17 protein-coding genes and 1 pseudogene are annotated in these 18,832 nt (G+C 44.0%); 10 read left to right on the top strand and 8 right to left on the bottom strand.

What is annotated here, in order from left to right:
* Positions 1-104: 104 nt before the first annotated feature.
* The 3 genes from purT to dapC are packed head-to-tail and all read left to right on the top strand — an operon-like array spanning position 105 to position 5,205.
* A complete protein-coding gene (gene purT, locus FTU42_RS02650; protein WP_180001300.1) occupies positions 105-1,319 on the top strand; it encodes a formate-dependent phosphoribosylglycinamide formyltransferase in 1,215 nt (404 codons plus the stop codon).
* 26 nt (positions 1,320-1,345) lie between these two features.
* On the top strand, positions 1,346-4,012 hold the full coding sequence (gene glnD, locus FTU42_RS02655) for a [protein-PII] uridylyltransferase (protein WP_005097404.1): 2,667 nt from the start codon (positions 1,346-1,348) through the stop codon (positions 4,010-4,012).
* A 23-nt stretch (positions 4,013-4,035) separates the two neighbouring features.
* On the top strand, positions 4,036-5,205 hold the full coding sequence (gene dapC / locus FTU42_RS02660; protein ID WP_180082984.1) for a succinyldiaminopimelate transaminase: 1,170 nt from the start codon (positions 4,036-4,038) through the stop codon (positions 5,203-5,205).
* 113 nt (positions 5,206-5,318) lie between these two features.
* On the opposite strand, the gene FTU42_RS02665 is transcribed toward dapC, so the two are convergent.
* Entirely contained in the window at positions 5,319-5,795 is a 477-nt protein-coding gene (locus FTU42_RS02665; protein WP_005170286.1) for a glutathione peroxidase, read from the bottom strand.
* Positions 5,792-6,211 (bottom strand): peptide-methionine (R)-S-oxide reductase MsrB, encoded by a 420-nt coding sequence (msrB, locus tag FTU42_RS02670; RefSeq protein ID WP_180082985.1) that lies wholly within the window; start codon positions 6,209-6,211, stop codon positions 5,792-5,794. The genes FTU42_RS02665 and msrB overlap by 4 nt, the downstream gene beginning before the upstream one ends.
* A 229-nt stretch (positions 6,212-6,440) precedes the next feature.
* On the opposite strand from msrB, the gene FTU42_RS02675 reads away from it, so the two are divergent.
* On the top strand, positions 6,441-7,871 hold the full coding sequence (locus FTU42_RS02675) for a pyridoxal phosphate-dependent aminotransferase (RefSeq protein WP_005170285.1): 1,431 nt from the start codon (positions 6,441-6,443) through the stop codon (positions 7,869-7,871).
* A 216-nt stretch (positions 7,872-8,087) separates the two neighbouring features.
* Positions 8,088-9,299, top strand: coding sequence for a YbfB/YjiJ family MFS transporter (locus FTU42_RS02680; protein ID WP_180082986.1), 1,212 nt, complete (start codon positions 8,088-8,090; stop codon positions 9,297-9,299).
* On the opposite strand, the gene FTU42_RS02685 is transcribed toward FTU42_RS02680, so the two are convergent.
* The 3 genes and pseudogenes from FTU42_RS02685 to FTU42_RS14840 all read right to left on the bottom strand — a co-directional run.
* Positions 9,278-9,838, bottom strand: coding sequence for a M23 family metallopeptidase (locus FTU42_RS02685; protein ID WP_180082987.1), 561 nt, complete (start codon positions 9,836-9,838; stop codon positions 9,278-9,280). The genes FTU42_RS02680 and FTU42_RS02685 overlap by 22 nt on opposite strands.
* 145 nt (positions 9,839-9,983) lie before the next feature.
* On the bottom strand, positions 9,984-10,112 hold the full coding sequence (locus FTU42_RS14835) for a hypothetical protein (protein WP_005170281.1): 129 nt from the start codon (positions 10,110-10,112) through the stop codon (positions 9,984-9,986).
* Between the two features lie 604 nt (positions 10,113-10,716).
* A pseudogene (locus FTU42_RS14840) lies at positions 10,717-10,880 on the bottom strand (NADP-dependent isocitrate dehydrogenase); the annotation flags it as partial.
* Between the two features lie 195 nt (positions 10,881-11,075).
* Between FTU42_RS14840 and FTU42_RS02690 the strand changes: the two are divergent.
* Complete coding sequence (locus tag FTU42_RS02690; protein ID WP_005170277.1) at positions 11,076-11,864, top strand: rRNA large subunit pseudouridine synthase E; 789 nt, start codon at positions 11,076-11,078, stop codon at positions 11,862-11,864.
* Here the strand turns inward: FTU42_RS02690 and FTU42_RS02695 are convergent.
* Together FTU42_RS02695 and FTU42_RS02700 are read right to left on the bottom strand one after the other, a co-directional pair.
* Positions 11,861-13,246, bottom strand: a complete 1,386-nt coding sequence (locus FTU42_RS02695) for a heavy metal sensor histidine kinase (protein ID WP_180082988.1) — start codon at positions 13,244-13,246, stop codon at positions 11,861-11,863. The genes FTU42_RS02690 and FTU42_RS02695 overlap by 4 nt on opposite strands.
* Positions 13,243-13,914, bottom strand: a complete 672-nt coding sequence (locus FTU42_RS02700) for a heavy metal response regulator transcription factor (protein ID WP_005097421.1) — start codon at positions 13,912-13,914, stop codon at positions 13,243-13,245. Before FTU42_RS02700 ends, FTU42_RS02695 begins: the two co-directional genes overlap by 4 nt.
* A gap of 120 nt (positions 13,915-14,034) precedes the next feature.
* On the opposite strand from FTU42_RS02700, the gene FTU42_RS02705 reads away from it, so the two are divergent.
* The 3 genes from FTU42_RS02705 to paaI all read left to right on the top strand — a co-directional run bounded on the left by FTU42_RS02705 (position 14,035) and on the right by paaI (position 15,522).
* A complete protein-coding gene (locus FTU42_RS02705) occupies positions 14,035-14,532 on the top strand; it encodes a heme-binding protein (RefSeq protein WP_100355845.1) in 498 nt (165 codons plus the stop codon).
* Between the two features lie 69 nt (positions 14,533-14,601).
* Complete coding sequence (gene uraH / locus FTU42_RS02710) at positions 14,602-15,000, top strand: hydroxyisourate hydrolase (RefSeq protein ID WP_100355846.1); 399 nt, start codon at positions 14,602-14,604, stop codon at positions 14,998-15,000.
* A 129-nt stretch (positions 15,001-15,129) separates the two neighbouring features.
* Positions 15,130-15,522, top strand: coding sequence for a hydroxyphenylacetyl-CoA thioesterase PaaI (gene paaI, locus FTU42_RS02715; RefSeq protein ID WP_074383292.1), 393 nt, complete (start codon positions 15,130-15,132; stop codon positions 15,520-15,522).
* A 65-nt stretch (positions 15,523-15,587) separates the two neighbouring features.
* Here paaI and FTU42_RS02720 read toward each other — a convergent pair whose 3' ends face one another.
* A complete protein-coding gene (locus tag FTU42_RS02720; RefSeq protein WP_100357726.1) occupies positions 15,588-17,291 on the bottom strand; it encodes a M61 family metallopeptidase in 1,704 nt (567 codons plus the stop codon).
* Positions 17,292-17,466: 175 nt separating this feature from the next.
* On the opposite strand from FTU42_RS02720, the gene FTU42_RS02725 reads away from it, so the two are divergent.
* Positions 17,467-18,780 carry a D-alanyl-D-alanine carboxypeptidase PBP6B gene (locus FTU42_RS02725; protein WP_180082989.1) on the top strand — a complete coding sequence of 438 codons (1,314 nt, stop codon included), beginning with the start codon at positions 17,467-17,469 and terminating at the stop codon, positions 18,778-18,780.
* The last annotated feature ends 52 nt before the right edge of the window (positions 18,781-18,832 follow it).

Here is an 18,832-nt window from a genome sequence, read left to right on the forward strand (position 1 = left end):
ACTTTATAAATAAAACTGTTGGACAATATCACAATTTTGTATGAATCTTGGCTTAACTGCCGGCTCAGTTCTGCTATGCTAAAAGTCCATAAAATCAAGCATGGATGACACACATGAGCGTGACTATTGGTACTCCCCTGCAAGCTTCTGCCTATAAAGTTCTATTATTGGGTTCTGGTGAACTGGGCAAGGAAGTGGTGATTTCACTACAACGTCTTGGGGTCGAAGTTCATGCTGCTGACCGTTATGAGCATGCACCTGCCATGCAAGTCGCGCATTATTCCTATACCTTGAATATGGCCGATGCTGAAGAATTAAAACAATTGATCCATCAAATCCAGCCACATTTAATCGTTCCTGAAATTGAAGCCATTGCCACACAAGTACTGGTTGACGTTGAAGAACAAAATATTGCAACCGTCATTCCTTCGGCTAAAGCGGTCAATCTGACCATGAACCGCGAAGGCATTCGCCGTCTGGCCGCAGAAGAACTGGGGCTGCCAACTTCAGCGTACCGATTTGCTGACAGTTTAGAGTCCTTCCGTGCTGCCTGTGATGATGTCGGCTATCCAAACTTTGTCAAGCCGGTCATGTCCTCTTCTGGCAAAGGCCAGTCTCGGGTAAAAAGCTTTGCAGAGGTAGACGCGGCTTGGGAATATGCGCAAACTGGTGGACGCGTCAATCAGGGTACGGTGATTGTCGAATCGCAAATTGACTTTGATTTTGAAATTACCTTATTGACTGTTCGTGCAAAAAATCCGGCAACCGGCGAGATCGAAACCTCTTATTGCGATCCGATCGGACATCGTCAGGACTCGGGCGATTATGTCGAAAGCTGGCAACCTCAGCCGATGACTCCAGCAGCGCTAGAGGAATCTAAGCGCATTGCCCACAAAGTCACCACAGCACTGGGTGGTTGCGGAATCTTTGGTGTAGAACTCTTTGTCAAAGGCGACCAAGTATGGTTTAGTGAGGTTTCTCCTCGTCCACACGATACCGGACTGGTAACACTTGCCTCTCAATTCCAAAGCGAATTTGAATTGCATGCACGTGCGATTTTAGGCCTGCCGGTCAATACCACACGGCATAGTGTGGCTGCCAGCGCGGTGATTTATGCCGGGGTAGATGATCGTAATCTTTCATTTTCTGGCCTGAATCTTGCTTTAGCAGACGGCAATACTGATTTGCGCCTGTTTGGCAAACCTGAAGGCTTCGAACGGCGTCGCATGGGTGTTGCGACTGCACGTGCTGAAAGCATTGAACAGGCACGCGAACTGGCACTTCAGGTCGCAAATCAAGTTAGCATTAATCAAAACTAAGCTGAAATACCAACGGACCACTGTTCATGATCAATACCTTACCTCTGCTGAATTACATTAAAAGTAACCATGACATTAAAGCCATCAATCAATGGCGTAGTGATGTCGAAAATCAGCTACAGGAGAGTTTTGAAAATGGACAGTCGATTCGGGATATTATTCTGGCACGTTCCAATCTGATTGATGAAGCACTGCAATTTCTCTGGAAATACGCCGAACTGGATCAAACAGATTTGGCCCTGTTTGCTGTCGGAGGTTATGGTCGCCGTGAAATGCTGCCTTATTCTGATGTCGACCTCATGATCCTGTCAGAAGACGAGATTAGTCCAGAGCAGGAACAGCTGATTTCTACCTTCATTTCATTACTCTGGGATGTCGGTAATTTCAAACCGGGGATCAGCGTGCGTACCATCAATGACTGTGTCAGTCAGGCCAGTAGTGATCTCACCGTTGCCACTACGCTAATCGAAGCACGCCTGATTATTGGCAATGAGAACCTGTGCAAATGGCCACGGCGCATCGTGTCACGCACCTGGACCGATAAAACCTTCTTTGATGCCAAAATGGATGAGCAGCATAAACGCTATGCTCAGCACAACAATACCGAAAGCAATCTGGAACCGGATATTAAAAATGCGCCGGGCGGTATCCGCGACATCAACCAGATCGGCTGGATTGCCAAACGACATTTCCGCGTCAACCGGATTTATGATCTGGTACATCTGGGTTTTATTTCTGAATTTGAACTCGGTGTGCTCGAAGAAGCTGAAAGTTTTCTCTGGGAAATTCGCCATCATCTGCACCGCCTGACCAAGCGCGATGAAAACCGCTTACTGTTCGATTATCAGCGTGATATTGCGGCTAAATTCGGCTATGTGCGTGATGAGGCGCATCATCCGAACTATCCAATTGAACAGTTTATGAAGCGCTATTATCGCAGCGCACAGCAAGTCTCTACACTCAATGAAATGCTGCTGGCCTACTTCAATGAATCTGTGATTACCCCACGTTTACCGCAATATGAACGCCAGATTGAGGAAATTAATGAAAATTTCAAACTGGTCGATGGCAAGTTAGCAGTTCAGCATCACAAGATTTTCTCGGAAAATCCAAGCGCGATTCTGGAAATTTTCTATCTGCTGGCCAATCGTCCTGAAATTCAGGGCATTCGTGCGCGTACCTTACGCCTGCTGACCTTGGCAGGAAAACGCATTGATCAGGATTTTCGTGATAATCCGGTGCATCAGGCGCTGTTTATGGCGATTATCCGCTCACCGCATCGACTCTACGACACCCTGGTGACGATGAAGCGTTATGGCGTACTGGGTAATTACATCCCGGCCTTTGGGCAGATTCTGGGCCTGATGCAATATGACCTGTTCCATATCTATACGGTCGATGCACATACCTTATTGTTGCTACGCAATTTAAATCGCTTTAAAGCACCTGAATTTGCCAAGGAATTTCCTGTGGTCAGTTCAGTGTTCCAGCGCCTGACCCGTCGTGACATTGTATATCTGGCAGCTCTTTTTCATGATATTGCCAAAGGTCGTGGCGGTGATCATAGTGAGCTTGGAGCAGCCGATGCCATTAAATTCTGCCGTAGCCATGGCTTTACCGAACGCGAAAGTAATCTGGTGGCCTGGCTGATCCAGAATCATCTGGTGATGTCTGTGACTGCGCAGAAAAAAGATATTTCCGACCCGGATGTGGTCAAAGAATTCGCAGAAAAAATGGGCGATATGGAGCATCTGGACTATCTGTATACCCTGACAGTTGCGGATATCAATGCCACCAATCCCAAGCTCTGGAATACCTGGCGCGCATCCTTGATGCGTCAACTCTATACGCAGGCGCGTGATGTGATCCGTTCTGGTCTTGGCCGTCCGGTCGATTATCAGATGCTGATTGAAGACACCAAGTTTGAAGCCAGTGAACGTCTGGTCGAGCATTTCTCGCTCTATGATGTTGAAAAAGTCTGGCAGGAACTGGGTGATGATTATTTCCTGAAAGAAACCGCGGATGAAATTGCCTGGCATACCCGCGCCATTTTACAACATGGCGATAATCCTGCACCTTTGGTGCTGATGCGGGCGCATCGAAAATATGCTCAGGATGCAGTACAGATCTTTATTTATACTCAGGATAAACCGAATCTGTTTGCGACCACCGTTGCCATTCTGGATCGTATGAATCTGGATGTTCAAGATGCGCGGATTATTACCGCGACCAAAGCTTTTAGTCTGGATACCTATGTGGTGCTGGATCGCTTTGGTACCTTACTCACCGACCCTGAACGGGAAGCCACCGTCATTGAAGCCCTGAAAGACGCTTTGAGCCATTCAGATGAATATCCGGGTCTGATGCAACGCCGCATTCCGCGTCAACTCCGTCATTTCGATATTGAAAATACAGTCGATATTACGATGAATGCGGCTCTGGATCAGAATATGGTCGAAATTGCGACTCTGGATCATCCTGGTTTACTTGCCAAAATTGGCGGTTTATTTATGATGCAAGGGCTGGATATCCACTCTGCCAAAATTGCCACACTTGGCGAACGTGCTGAAGATATTTTCTTTGTCACCAAAAAAAATGGCATCCCGATGAGCCCGACTGAGTCTCAAGAATTTGCAGCTGCACTCAAAGCTGCCCTGGATGAGGCTTCACATCAGGTCAGCGGTCAACACTAACACTCTGCTCGGTAACACATTTCATGAACTCTAGCTTGTCTTTATTGCACCCTTATCCCTTTGAAAAGTTAAATCGGCTTTTTGCGGATATCCAGCCTGCAAATATGCCATTAATTCCCCTGTCGATTGGCGAACCAAAGCATCCTGCACCGGAGTTTGTGAAACAGGCGATTATTGATAACTTCAAACATTTATCGACTTATCCCAACAGCAAAGGTCTGCCCGAACTACGTGAAAGTATTGCCAACTGGTTAAGCCGCCGCTTTAAGCTGAATAGCATCAGTGCAGACAGCAATATCCTGCCCGTTTCCGGTACACGTGAAGCAATTTTCTCTTTTGTACAAGCCTTGGTGAACCGTGAAGAATCGCCTTATGTGGTCATGCCAAACCCGTTCTACCAGATTTATGAAGGTGCGACGCTGCTCGCAGGTGCCAAACCTTACTTCATCAACTGTACTGAGGAAAATAATTACCTCGGTGACTTTGATGCCGTTCCGGCAGAAGTCTGGGAAAAAACCGCATTATTATTTGTCTGCACGCCGGGCAATCCAACGGGTGCCGTACTCTCTAAAGAACAGTTTAAAAAGCTGATTGCGCTGTCAGATCAATACAACTTTGTCATTGCTTCAGATGAATGCTATTCGGAATTGTGGTTTGATCAGGCACCCGCGGGTTTACTGGAAGTCTGTGCTGAAATCGGTCGTGATGACTATAAAAACTGTGTGGTATTCCACTCGCTGTCTAAACGTTCCAACCTGCCGGGCATGCGTTCAGGTTTTGTCGCCGGTGACGCAACTTTGCTAAAACCGTATTTGCAGTATCGTACTTATCACGGTGCAGCGATGCCGGTACAGCACCAACTGGCTTCTATTGCTGCCTGGAACGATGAAGCCCATGTGGAAGACAACCGGGTGCAATACCGCGCCAAATTTGATTTGTTCCAGCAAGAACTCGGTCACCTGCTGCCACTGAAAAAACCGGATGCCGGTTTCTACTACTGGCTCAAAGTCGACAATGATGAAACCTTTGCCAAAATGCTGATGGAAAAAGCCCATATTAAAGTTCTGCCGGGCCGTTATCTGTCTCGTGATACGCAACAAGGTAATCCGGGTGAAAATCATGTACGTTTAGCTCTGGTTGCTGATCTGGCACAATGTGAACAAGTCATTCAACGTCTAAAAGCGATTCTCTAGATTCAAGTCATAATCAAAAAAACCACTGTAAATACAGTGGTTTTTTTATAAAAATGCAATACGATCAATTTTAATTCAGCACTCAAAAATTCTTTCATGTCTCAAAATAAAGTTTAGAGCACTTTTTCGATTTCAACTTCAAGATCTTCAGGCTTGGTCGTCGGTGCAAAACGGTTTAAAACCTTACCATCACGTCCAATCAGAAACTTGGTAAAGTTCCATTTAATCCCATTTCCTAAAATACCTTTGGAATTATTGGTCAAATAACGGAAGATGGCATGCGCTTCAGGGCCTTTAACATCCACTTTGGAAAACATCGGGAAAGATACCCCGTAATTTTTCTGGCAAAACTCACCAATCTGTTCATTGGAACCAGGATCTTGGCCACCAAACTGGTTGCATGGAAATCCTAAGACCTCCAGACCTTGATCTTTATATTTCTCGTAAAGCTTCTCTAATCCTGAGAATTGTGGGGTAAAGCCACATTTACTTGCTGTATTCACGATTAAAAGTACCTTACCTTCATAATCTGCAAGCTGTTTGCTTTTACCATCTAACAATTCAGCTTCAAACTGATAAATGCTAGTCATGGATAGGTTTCCTCATCATTTTTTTCTTGTGTTTCTAATTCTAAAGAAGCCGAGTTTACACAATAACGTAAGCCCGTCGGTTCTGGACCATCAGGGAAAACATGCCCTAAATGTGCGTCACAATGATGACAAACAATTTCAGTTCTGACCATCCCGTGTGAAGTATCAGATAATTCTTCTATGACTGAACTGCTCAGGGGACGATAAAAGCTTGGCCAGCCACAACCACTGTCAAATTTGGTTTCTGAAGTAAATAAAGGTTCACCACAACAGCGACATACGTAAACACCATCTTGTTTGGTATTCCAGTATTTCCCGGTAAATGCAGGTTCGGTTCCCTTTTGGCGTGTAATACGGAACTCTTCAGGTGATAACTCTCTTTGCCATTCTCTGTCTGTTTTATTGAGTTTTCCCATGATTGCGTACCTTTTTATCTTGCTATTTAAAATAGGATAATCCTATATTTACGTGATTCAATTTAAAAATTCTAGTGTTTATTTAACAATTTACAAAAGACCTATAATAGCCAAAAAAGCAAAAAGTAAGCAAATATGCAGAAACAAAGTAAGCAACCTATGTACTAAATGCTTTTTTGTGAGCAAATTTAGTGTTAAGCTTAGTCATATTCTTGCTCAGGATTAAAAAATGTCGCAAAAAAAGAGCGTAATTTTTCAGAATTTACTTCCTGTGATCAGACAGTATCAACAGCTAGGATTTACCCATGAAAGAATTGTTGCTTTACTCAGAGATGAACATCATCTCGATCTGGTAACAACTGAGACATTTAAAAGTTATTTATACCGTTATGCAAAAGTGACCTCCACTCTTTCCGAGAACATCAAAATGCCGAACACTCTCCAAACCCCTCGCGAAATTAAGAAATCGTCTAAGCTCGAGCATGTTTGCTACGACATTCGCGGGCCTGTGTTACGAGCGGCCATCGAGATGGAAGAAGCGGGTCATAAGATTATCAAACTGAACATCGGTAACCCCGCCCCATTCGGTTTTGAAGCACCACAAGAAATCATCAATGATGTGGCTTTAAATCTGCCAAATGCCATTGGCTATACAGATTCTAAAGGGATTTTCCCGGCACGTAAGGCGATCTGCCAGTATTACCAGCAAAAAGGCATTCTGGATATGCACGTCAATGATGTATATATCGGTAATGGTGTCTCTGAACTGATTGTCATGGCCATGCAGGGTCTATTGGATGATGGCGATGAAATGCTGATTCCAATGCCGGATTATCCGCTTTGGACTGCGGCAGTCAATCTGTCTGGCGGTACGGCGATTCATTATAAATGTGATGAAGAAAATCACTGGTATCCAGACATTGTCGATATGGAAAGTAAAATCACGCCAAATACCCGTGGTATTGTGATTATTAATCCAAACAACCCGACCGGTTCGGTTTATCCGCGTCATGTCTTGCAACAGATCGTGGACTTGGCCAAGAAGTATGACCTGATTTTATTTGCTGACGAAATCTATGACAAAATCATCTATGACGGTATCGAGCATGTCGCTGTAGCTGCCTTGGCAGGTGATCAGATTTGTGTATCATTTAACGGGTTATCAAAGGCTTATCGTATTGCTGGCTTCCGTTCTGGCTGGATGGCCATTACTGGCAATAAAACACGTGCAGCAGACTATATCGAAGGTCTGGACATGCTGGCATCTATGCGCCTGTGTGCCAACCATCAGGCGCAATATGCAATTCAGACTGCGCTGGGCGGCTATCAGTCCATTAATGACCTGATTCGTCCGGGTGGCCGTTTGTATGAACAGCGTAATATCGCTTGGGAAATGCTAAACGAGATTCCTGGGGTGTCCTGTGTCAAGCCTGAGGGTGCGATGTACTGCTTCCCGAAACTGGATCCGAACGTTTATCCAATTCAGGACGATGAAAAGCTGATGCTGGACTTGTTACGTGCCGAGAAAGTACTTCTGGTTCAAGGTACAGGCTTTAACTGGCCGACACCGGATCATTTTCGTGTGGTGTTCCTGCCGGCTGAAAATGAACTGCGTGAAGCCCTTACCCGTGTTGGCCGTTTCCTGGCCAAGATGCGTTAACTCCTGAAATAGACAACATAAAAAAATCGCATTTCTGAATGCGGTTTTTTTATTTCTCTCCATATTCAAAGTTTCGACTTATAACATTTTAAAAAGTACAAAGACTTCCTGAAGCACAAATTCCTGCACTCAACGGTTTCTTATCAAGTGATTTCTCCTTAATCACGAAGATTCATGTTATTTTTTAACCAAATATAAAACTTTATGAACACACGGATGTCCTCACACACAATTAAACTCAGCCTGTTTCTCTGCCTTAGTATGTGCTTGGGGATTGGCATTCTTCGTTTCTCTTATACTGCGCTGTTACCGGGTACACGAGAAGCCTTTGGCTGGAGTACAGATTTTGCCGGGCTTTTGGGCAGTGCCAATTTACTGGGCTATTTAATTGGTGCCTATACCGCCATGCGTCTGCCTCAAGACCGCAGTATGAGCAGGTATATTCAAATTTCAGCTTTTGCCGGTATGTTCAGTCTGATGTGCTGTGCATTTTCTGGTTTCTCTGAAGTTTGGTATATCGTCTGGCGCGTGATTTCAGGAATCAGCGGCGGGCTGATGATGATCTTATCGCCGAGTGTAGTCGCGCAGTGCTGTGAGCTTCAGGATCGTCTTAAAATCAACTTTATCGGTTTTAGCGGAATCGGATTAGGTGTATTAATTGCAACCCTGTTTCTGCCTTATCTGGATCAGATTTCCATACAGACTGCCTGGCTGATCTTATGTGGCTTTGCCCTGCTCATTTGTCTATGTTTAAGTGGACTTATCCAAAAATTTAAGCCTTATTTGTCCGTACAAGCACCTTCGACTACCTCCAAGATATCTTTGAGTAGCGTCTTTTATAGCTTACTGGCTGTCTACGCGTGTAGCGCCTTTGCCTATATACCGCATTCGCTCTTCTGGATTGATTATTTAAGCCAGCAGTTGGAGTTGAGCTTGTTCTGGATTAACTTCAACTGGATTCTTTATGGATTTGGTAGTGCTTTAGGTGCCTTCAGTGCTTATGCACTGGCCAGAAAATTCGGTAATTTTGCTGCCCTAAAAATTCTTTATAGTCTTTATATTGTGGCTATTTTTATTGCGACTCTAGAGGGCCAAGCATTGCTCACGTTGAGCTCTTCCTTTTTGACCGGCATGCTAAACCCTGCTGTGGTCTTCCTGACCTCTTATACCATTTTGCAACTGTATGGGCTGGCGTATAAAAAACTCTGGAGCATTGCCACCTTGTGTTTCGCCTCTGTTCAGCTGATTGGCGGACTCAGTTTTAGTGCGCTGCAATATTTTGGTTTGAGCTATCATCAACAGTTCATATTAGCTGCATTTGTTCTTTTATTAGGAACATTGCAATTATTCTGGTGTACCCGTCCTGCCAGATTCACTCCTGAAACACACTCCCATCCAGTTTCTGCTCAAGGAGAAGGCTCTAAATAAGGATATGGATTGGTCGCCCCTTGCCCGCTCAGATAAATCCCGTAATGTAGATGTGGCGGAGTATTTTCAGCATTTCCAGTATTGCCGACATAGGCAATCACTTCGCCCGCTTCCACCCAGTCGCCTTCCTGAATATGCTCAGCATAATCATCCAGATGCGCATAGTAATGCTGACTCATATCAGGCCCTGTCACCCAGATAACTTTCCCGCCCAGATTATTGGTGCCAATTTTACGTACAATCCCTTGGGTGGCACTTAAGACAGGTGTGCTACGCTTAGCAAAAATATCTGTCCCTTCATGTTTACGGCCTGCACTGCGCGCGGCTCCCCACGTATCATTAATTTGACGGACTGTAATACCTTCGACCGGAATCTGTAACGGTGCTTCTAATTGAGTCTTTTTCAGTTGCCAATAAAGATAAGGACTTTTCCATCCTGCTGCTTCACCTGAAGGTGGTGGCTGACAGGCGGTCAATACAAAGCATACAGATAAAATTAAGCTTAAAATCCGAAAAAATTTCACCAATATTATTCGCATTTATTTTAGAAAGATGGTTTTTATCTTAAGCAGAACAGCACAATTTAAAGTCGTAATCTTGTAATTTTTTGAATGATATTTTTATAAAATCAATGATATAACAACGCCCTTATTTAAGGGCGTTGTTATGGAAGGTAGCTAGCAATTACTTACGTTTTTTTGCACGGGAGGGTTTGGCTGGTTGTTGCTGTTGCTGTTGTTGCTCTTCATTCTGAGCGCTGTCCTGCTTGTCCTTTTGTTGGACCTGCTTATGTTTCGCTTTAGATTTGGCCATATTATGTACTCCTTCGGAGAAACGTCTCTATCACTGGAAGTTCCATTGATCACTCTAACGTTTTTGGAAAATATGCCAATCATCGAGCTGTATCCAAATACGTCAATGTAATAATAGGTTGGCTAAGTGATTCAACTCAGAACAAATCCTGTTCTGGCTCACTACAATCTTTACGCAAAGTTGCAGCTTGATACTCATTTTAACTTTTGGGCGTTTATCAATCAGAATTTAAGAAAATTTAATCCCCCTGAGAAACCTGCGCTTAATATAGGTTTTAATTAGGAGAATCAGGCTTTAATGAGTTAAGTATATCTGCAATAGTAGGATGATCAAATTCAAAACAAGCTCGCAGTCTTGCGCTTGACCTCCAGCGCGCAAATGCATGAATGTTCGCTCTTTGGCTATTTTTTTATAGTTAAAATCTTCTTTATGATCAGGTCAGGACTTCTTTCTAGTAGTTCATGTTTAACGCACAATTTAGTTCAAGGTGATTCTAGTCATGTCCATTTTTTCTCTTTGATTAACTTAATAACCTTTTTTACTTCTGACAGATTCGATATCTATCTGATCCAAGCATTTGAGGGCTTACTACTCTATGCTTTTAAACTGCAACATCTACCACAGCCTGCATTGTTGGTGTAATATCAGCACCAATTTCATTCCCTTTGATACATGGGACAATTGGATTATTTGCTAGGTTGAGGGACAGGTTTGCATTAACGGTAATTTGGCACCATCCGCAGGTACTACGATCTTTTGATATTCTATTCTTCATATTTTTCCGAATGCTACTGACAAACCTAAAAATAATTGCCAATTAGGCAATACTTTCAACTGTTCTTAACGCATAATATTCTAATCCAGATTCGTTGTTTTTGAGATTTATACGGGAAATAACCAAATTTCCCTTTAAAATAAGCCTCTACATTTTTTAAGTTTATGTAATTATAGAAGTTATTTCCTATGAAAATCGTCATTTTAAACAAACCCTATGACGTCCTCTCCCAATTCCGCCCAGATGAAAAACACCAAACCATGGCTGATTTCATCGACGACAAAGATTTACGTCTTGCTGGTCGTCTGGACATGGACTCAGAAGGTCTGGTTTTTTTAACAGATCACGGTGGTCTGAACCAGTACATCACCAATCCTGCCAATAAAAAGTTTAAAACCTATATGGTGCAGGTTGATGGTGATGTCACCGAAGAAGCACTTGAGCAGCTTCGTAAAGGTGTGGAACTTAAAGATGGCATGACCCTTCCAGCCAAAGCTGAAAAAGTATCTGAACCGGAATGGTTGTGGGAGCGTAATCCTCCTGTACGTTTCCGTGCATCTGTCCCAACGTCTTGGGTTGAGATTTCGATTTGTGAAGGCCGTAACCGTCAGGTTCGTCGTATGACCTCTGCGGTGGGCTTCCCTACACTGCGTTTAATCCGTACTAAAATTGGTGATATTGACCTTGTACGTATGGATATTAAACCGGGTGAAACCAAGGAAATTGAACCTTTACTTTATCCAGATTTCCAGAATGTTCCTGCTGAAGAGCCATACCGTTCACGTTCTTATGTGAAAAAACCGGGTGGTACGGGTGGTAAGCCAATGGTTCGCAAGAACAAAGATGGTTCAGTGAAAAAATCAGGTACCAAACGTATCTGGCAAATGGACGAAAGCGAAAAGCCGAAACGTCGTACCAATGGTACAACTCGTCCAAATACCAAAGCACCTCGTGGTCGCGGACGCGGTCGTGGTTAAAACCCAGTCTGCTCATCAGGTAGGGACAGGCTAAAGATCACGCCAGACGGTGTATTTTCTACAGTTGTCTGCCCCTGATGGAGCTGCATGATCGACTGTACAATGGCAAGGCCCAGACCACCCGTCTGGGCTTTTTCGTGCCGGCTGTCATCGATCTGATAAAAACGCTCAAATAAATGCGGATGGTGCTGCTCTGCAATCCAGACTTCTGGCGTCAACACTGATATTTTAATCCTGTGGTTGAGTCGCTGTGCAGACACAATAATCTCACTCCCAGGCTGACCATAAGTAATGGTATTGCTGATCAGATTGGCGACTGCGCGCTGTAACAATACGGTGCTGGCTGTCAGACTTAAATCTGGCGGAACATCCACTTTTAAATGCATCTGCTTCTCTTCGGCCAGAAAGCTGAAGTACTCAAGCAATTCTTGCAGCATGTCATTTAGATTGAAACGCTGTTTTTCAATCGCATATCCGCCATGTTCTACCCGGGCGATAAACAGCATACTTTCAATCATCTGGCTCAGGCGTTCGTATTCTTCCAAGTTGGAATAGAGCAGATTTTCCAGCTCAGCAGGTTCGCGCGACCGCGATAACAGAATCTGTGTCTGCCCGATTAAATTGTTTAATGGGGTGCGAAGTTCGTGTGAAATATCCTCAGAAAAACGTGCCAGCTGCTGATACGCAGCCTGAATATTAGCGAGCATATCGTTCATGGCCTGACGCAGCTCTTGAACCTCAAGCGTATTACTCTGAACATCGATGTGCTGATTGGGCTGCTGAATATTGACCTGTGCTGTAGCCAGCATCAACTGGCGCATGGACTTGAGAATATAGCGTCCTGCCAGCCAGGCCATCAAGGTCGAGAGCAGTATGCCAAGCAGACTATAGAGCACCAGTTTTGATAAATAGCTTGCCAGTATCCTTTGTCCCTCTGCCAGCTGCTTACCAGCCACCAGTTGATAACTGCGACCATCAAACTGCACCTGTTTAAAAGCCAGTCGTGTCGAAGGCTGTTCAGCCTGATTATTCTGAAACTGTAAGGCAGAGGTATAGTGCAATGCCGGAATATGAATCTGCAAAGGATTGATTTCAATCAAGCGATTATTCTGATGTTGCAGCAGCAGTAGATTATCTTCTTGCCCCAGCATGTTTTCATATAATTTGGGATGCTGAACCAAAAGCTCGAAACTCTGGGCATCTTCAAGAAATATTTCAATTCGGGAAATACGTGCAGCCAGTGCCTGATCCTGCTGAGCCTGAATCATCTGTTGCATATTTTGATAAGACAGTAACGCCACACTCAAAAAAACCACGCAGGACACCAATGCAAACGCAATACTCAAGCGTGTTGCCAGCGGTAATAAGATAGGATTGTTCATGGGTATTCATCAAGTTTATAACCCATACCGCGTACGGTATGAATCAGTTTTGGCGTGTAATGATCATCAATTTTGCTCCGCAGCCTGCGAATGGCCACATCCACCACATTGGTATCGGTATTAAAATTGATATTCCAGACCATGGAGGCAATCTGGCTCCGGGTCATCACCTGCCCTTGATGCTCCATCAACAGTTGCAACAGCGCAAATTCTTTCTGGCTTAATTCGATCTTTTGTTCATTACGATATACTTCATGCTTTAGGCGGTTCAATACCAGACCTGCAACCTGATAGGCCTCCTGCTCCAGTCGCGGCACACGGCGCAACAGACTTTTGATCCGGGCCAGTAACTCAATATAGGAAAAAGGTTTGGTCAGATAATCATCGGCGCCAAGCTCCAGGCCTTTCACCCGATCCAGCACATGATCGCGTGCAGTGAGCATCAATACCGGAATCTGGCTAAAAGTTCGCAAGGTTTTCAGCACCTGCCAGCCGTCCAGATCTGGCAGCATTACATCCAGCAGTACCAGATCAAATGACTGTTGCTGCAAACAGGCCAATGCCAACACGCCATTTTCAGCAATGGCCGTGCTATAACCTGACTCACTCAGTCCTTTTGCCAGATATTCAGCAATCTTGACTTCATCTTCTACAATTAAAATATGCATGTCAGTAGTTTAGCTGTTTTTAGCTATGCCTAGATTACAAATTGGTAATCTGATTGTCATGCTGCACTGGCGTATTTCTTTCTACAATAGCAACAGTATTCAATTGCATGAATGACAAGTATGAAAAATTCAATCGCCAAAACAACCCTAGCCTTGTTCAGCAGCTCATTACTACTCAGCTCACTGGCACATGCAGAATTAAAAACAGCACCAGTCATGTCGCTAGAAGCAGCAAAGCTTATGGCCAGCAATGTCATGTTGGCCTGCCAGAAACAGGCCAAGCCCGCAGCAGTCGTGGTTCTGGATCAGGGTGGTAATCTGCTGGCTAGTCAACGCCATGAATCTGTCGGCATTCACAACCTGATCGCAGCAGAACGCAAGGCCTTTACCGCGTATTCAACGAAAACCAGTACGCTGGATTTTATGCGCAATGCCCAGAACAATCCGGACGCACAGAACCTGAATAGTTTGCCTGAACTGCTGTTACTGGGCGGCGGTGTACCTGTTATGTACCAGAATCATATTTTAGGTGCTGTAGGTGTTGCGGGTGCAGGCGGTTCGGAGCAGGATCATCAATGTGCCAATAGCGGCATTCAAAGCACTTTAAAACAGCTTTAATCTATTTAAATAAGTCTTATTGGTTTCTTTTATTCAATATTACTTCATCCATCTACTGAGGAATACAACATGAAAAAAATCCTGCTAGCAACCCTTGCGAGCACCGCAGCCACGCTTTCCTTTGCACAGAATCCACTTAGTGTGCATGTTCTGAATCAGGAAACAGGTTTACCTTCCGCAAATATTGCAGTTACTTTGGAAGCACAGCAAGGTGAGAAATGGGTCAAGCTCAATGAAGCTGAAACAGATCAAAATGGCCGTATTAAAGAGCTATATCCAAAAGATACCAATCTGCAAAAGGGTATTTATAAAGTGACCTTTAAAACGGGTGACTGGTTTAAGGCCAATAATCAGCGGACATTCTTCCCTGAAGTACCGGTAGTCTTTATGATTGATGGCGCTTTAGAACATTATCATATTCCACTGTTATTGAGCTCTTATGGTTATTCGACTTATCGCGGTAACTAAGCTCTTTCACTTAAGGCCCATCTTATTGGGCCTTATTCTTTTACTTGTTATTCTTGTGCTGGAATGCTATTCATGACTCATATTAAATGAATTTAAAAATAAAACGTATCTCAAACAAGGAGCTTTGCAATGGATCAGCAAGTCAACCAGATGTTTAATCAGGATCGATTAATCCAGCATCTTGGTGCACACCTTGTTGCTTATAGTCACAATCACGCAAAAATTTCGCTGAAAGTCACTGAACAACATTTACAGGGTCACAAGACCTGTAACGGCGCAGTGATTTTCGCGCTTGCAGATGCGGCATTTGCCATTGCCTGTAATACAGGTGAACATCCGGCTGTTGGTCAGCATTGTGGAATTCATTATTTAAAATCAGGAGTTCTTGGCGATACATTGACTGCTGTAGCAGAACATAGGGCCAGCAGTGGCCGTAGCGGAATTTACGATATTCAGGTGATAAATCAGCATGATCAAATTGTGGCAGAGTTCCGTGGTACGTCTCGACTGATCATCAGATAACTTTCAAAACTTGATGCAATAAAAAACCGATGCCTAAGCATCGGTTTTTAAAGTTTGAAATTTAATTAAGCTTTCAACCACTTTTCAGCTTTAGTCTGATCTTCAATTTTCAGTTCAACTTCGGTCAGTTCAGAACCAGCTGCCTGAACTTCAAAGCTCATCAGCTCGTCACGACGAAAAGCATGCATGGTATAAACACCTTCCTGTTTTGCATAACTTTCCATTAACTTCATCGTTGCTTTTAAACCATCAACGGCAATAATCACATCATTGGCAGAAAGGCCAACTACTACAGCAGTACTATCACGACGCGCCGACTGAACCAATACACCTTCCGGCTTATCTACCAGTTTTAAACCAAAAGGCAATGACTTGTCATTTTTCAGGTTATAACCGATACCAAACTCAGGCAATAACTGATCCAGTGGCAATTCATCTGTGGTATTAATCAAGTGATTAATCTGCTCTGACCAATCATCACCGGTCAGCTCTTTGCATAATTCAAAGATCGTCCGCTCATGTACCTGAACACCCTTTTGTGCATTTTCATACAAACGGCGCATCAAGGCATCCAGACTTGAACCGCGTAAACGCAAACCTAAGTCTAGGCACAATGCAACCAAACAACCTTTGTTGTAATAGCTGGTGCCGGCATTATTCGAGTTTTCATCCTGACGGTAGAATTTCACCCAGGCATCAAAACTGGATTCAGACACCGACTGAATCGCACGACCCGGATTCTGCAAGTAACGATCAATCTGCGCTTTTAATAAAGCAATATATGATTCCTGGTTAATCACGCCACTGCGTAGCAAAATCAAATCATCATAATAAGAAGTGAAGCCTTCAAAGATCCACAGCAAAGACGTATAGCCTTCACGGTTCAAATCATAATTGACAAAATTTTCAGGGCGAATAAATTTTACCAACCAAGAATGGAAATATTCATGGCTACATAGGCCGAGGAAACGCTGATAATCTTTGGAAGGTTCTTCAGGCTCATTGGCCTTCGGCAAGTCATCGCGCGGTGAAATCAGGCTGGTCGAGTTTGGATGTTCCAGACCACCATAACTATTTCCGGTTGCCATGGTCATAAAAGTATAGTCAGCAAATGGCGCTGAACCGAACATGGAGATTTCTGTGCTACAGATTTTCTCAATGTCCTGCTGCATACGTGCTGCATTCATCGCATGCTTGCCGGACACCACAAACTCATGCGGAATACCATTCGCTTCAAAACTGAAACGGGTTTGCTCTGCCAGTTCAAACGGTGCATCAATCAATTCAGCATAGTTTTTGGCTTTCAGGGTGAAACGGCCCTTGACCAGACTTTTGGATTGCATGCCGGTTGCCAGTTGGAAATGCTTTAACTCATCTGGCAGGAAGATTTCTAATTCAATCTCTTTATTTTCCTGACCTTCTAGCCCCAAGCATGCACAGGCCGGGTTGACATAAAGACGGTTTTGATCCACATATGCACCACGAACAGACAGGTCGTAGGCATAGACATCATATTCAACCGTAATCAGCTCATGATCGGTATTGAATAAACGCCATTTGTTCTTTTCAAATTTCTGGATTTGCAGTTGACGTCCATCTTCATCATAAGCTTTGACCGCCTCAATGTGTTTGGAAAACTCTCGAATCAAATAACTTCCCGGAATCCAGGTCGGTAATGATAAGATCTGCGTCGGGTCTGCCAGAAAGCGAACAGTCACGTGAATAAGGTGCTGACGATAATCGTCAAATTCGATTTGATAATGCAACATAATGGGCGATATAAAATGAAAATAAATGAGGTATAGCTTAGCTTAGCATTTTTTAAGCCAAGATGGTTTAGCTGTCTTATTTGTCTACATTTACGACTAGCTATCTGTATAAAAAAGGCATAGCATGCCTGAAAATTTAATCGTTCAACGCCCGACGGGTTATTAAGGAACATCCTTGAAATACATCATCTCACTGATTGCGGTATTCAGCTTATTTATTTCTGCATTTTCACATGCTGCCTTACTCAACATTCTGCCTGAAAGCGTTGAAGCTGAAGCCTGGACTATTCTGGATTCACAGTCTGGTCAAGTCATTGCAGAGCACAATGCCGACATGCAACGTGCACCGGCTTCGCTGACCAAAATGATGGTGGCTTATATTGCATTAAAGGAAATTGAGGCCGGAAAATTAGATAAAAATGAAGTTTTAACTGCCACATCTGTGGTTAAAAATGTCATGTGGGATGAGTCACAGATGTATCTGAAAGAAGGTGATCTGATTACAGTCGATCAGCTTCTGGCAGGCTTGATTATCATGTCTGCCAATGATGCAGCGTTGACGCTGGCTGAGAAAATCTCGGGGAGTGTTCCCCAGTTTGTTGAACGGATGAATCAGGAAGCCAAAGCACTGGGCATGCAGCATAGCAATTTCCAGAATCCGGCCGGCATTACCATGCCCGAGCATTATTCGACTGCTGCCGATTTGGCCCGACTCTCTATGGCGGTGGTAAATGAGACCCCGGATTATCTGTATTATTCCAAACAGCCAAGTTTCACTTATAACCAGCATTTTCATCGTGCCACCAACCGTGTACTTCAGGTCGACCCAAGCGTAGATGGTTTAAAAACCGGTTTTACCCGTGCGGCCGGTTATAACCTGGCGCTGACCGCCAATCGTGTTACAGCAGACTTTGAAATGCCGAAGCGCCGTCTGATTGTGGTAGTGCTAGGCACTAAAAGCGCCACAAAGCGCGCTGAGATATCGCATAAACTGATGAATCTGGCTTATACCTATACCCGCAATGAAGTCGCGATCAAAGATCAGCAACTGTTGGCTGAGTTGCCTGTGATTAAATCCACTTTAAAAATGTTTAAAGTGCAAACCAAGCAGCCGCAGATTATTACTACCTCGCTTTATGATCAGAGCTATAGCATTGACCTGAATCAGTTTGATCAGGCCCATCAGCGCGTCATGCTAAATACAGGTGATGGCGCTTTAAAAAGTATCGAGCCACTTCAGGAAACCCAGACCCATATCAATGTTGAAATGAAGGCATCTGAACTCATTGCGCCCTTAGCCAGCATGATGCCTTTGGCCACGATTCAGATTTATCAAAATAATCAGTTAATTCGCACCATTCAAATTGAAGATCATGTCGAAATTGAAGAAGCCAACCCGTTGCAGAAATTCTTTAGCTGGCTGCAAGGTTTATTCAGTTTCTTTTCAGATTCGACACCCGGCGTAAAACTGTATCCTCTAAATCAATAATCCCTCTCAATATCCAGCAATTCCTGTTGAAGCTAGAAGACATCTTCTCTCA

This window comes from Acinetobacter sp. YH12102 (assembly GCF_013419125.1).
GTDB lineage: Bacteria > Pseudomonadota > Gammaproteobacteria > Pseudomonadales > Moraxellaceae > Acinetobacter > Acinetobacter pseudolwoffii.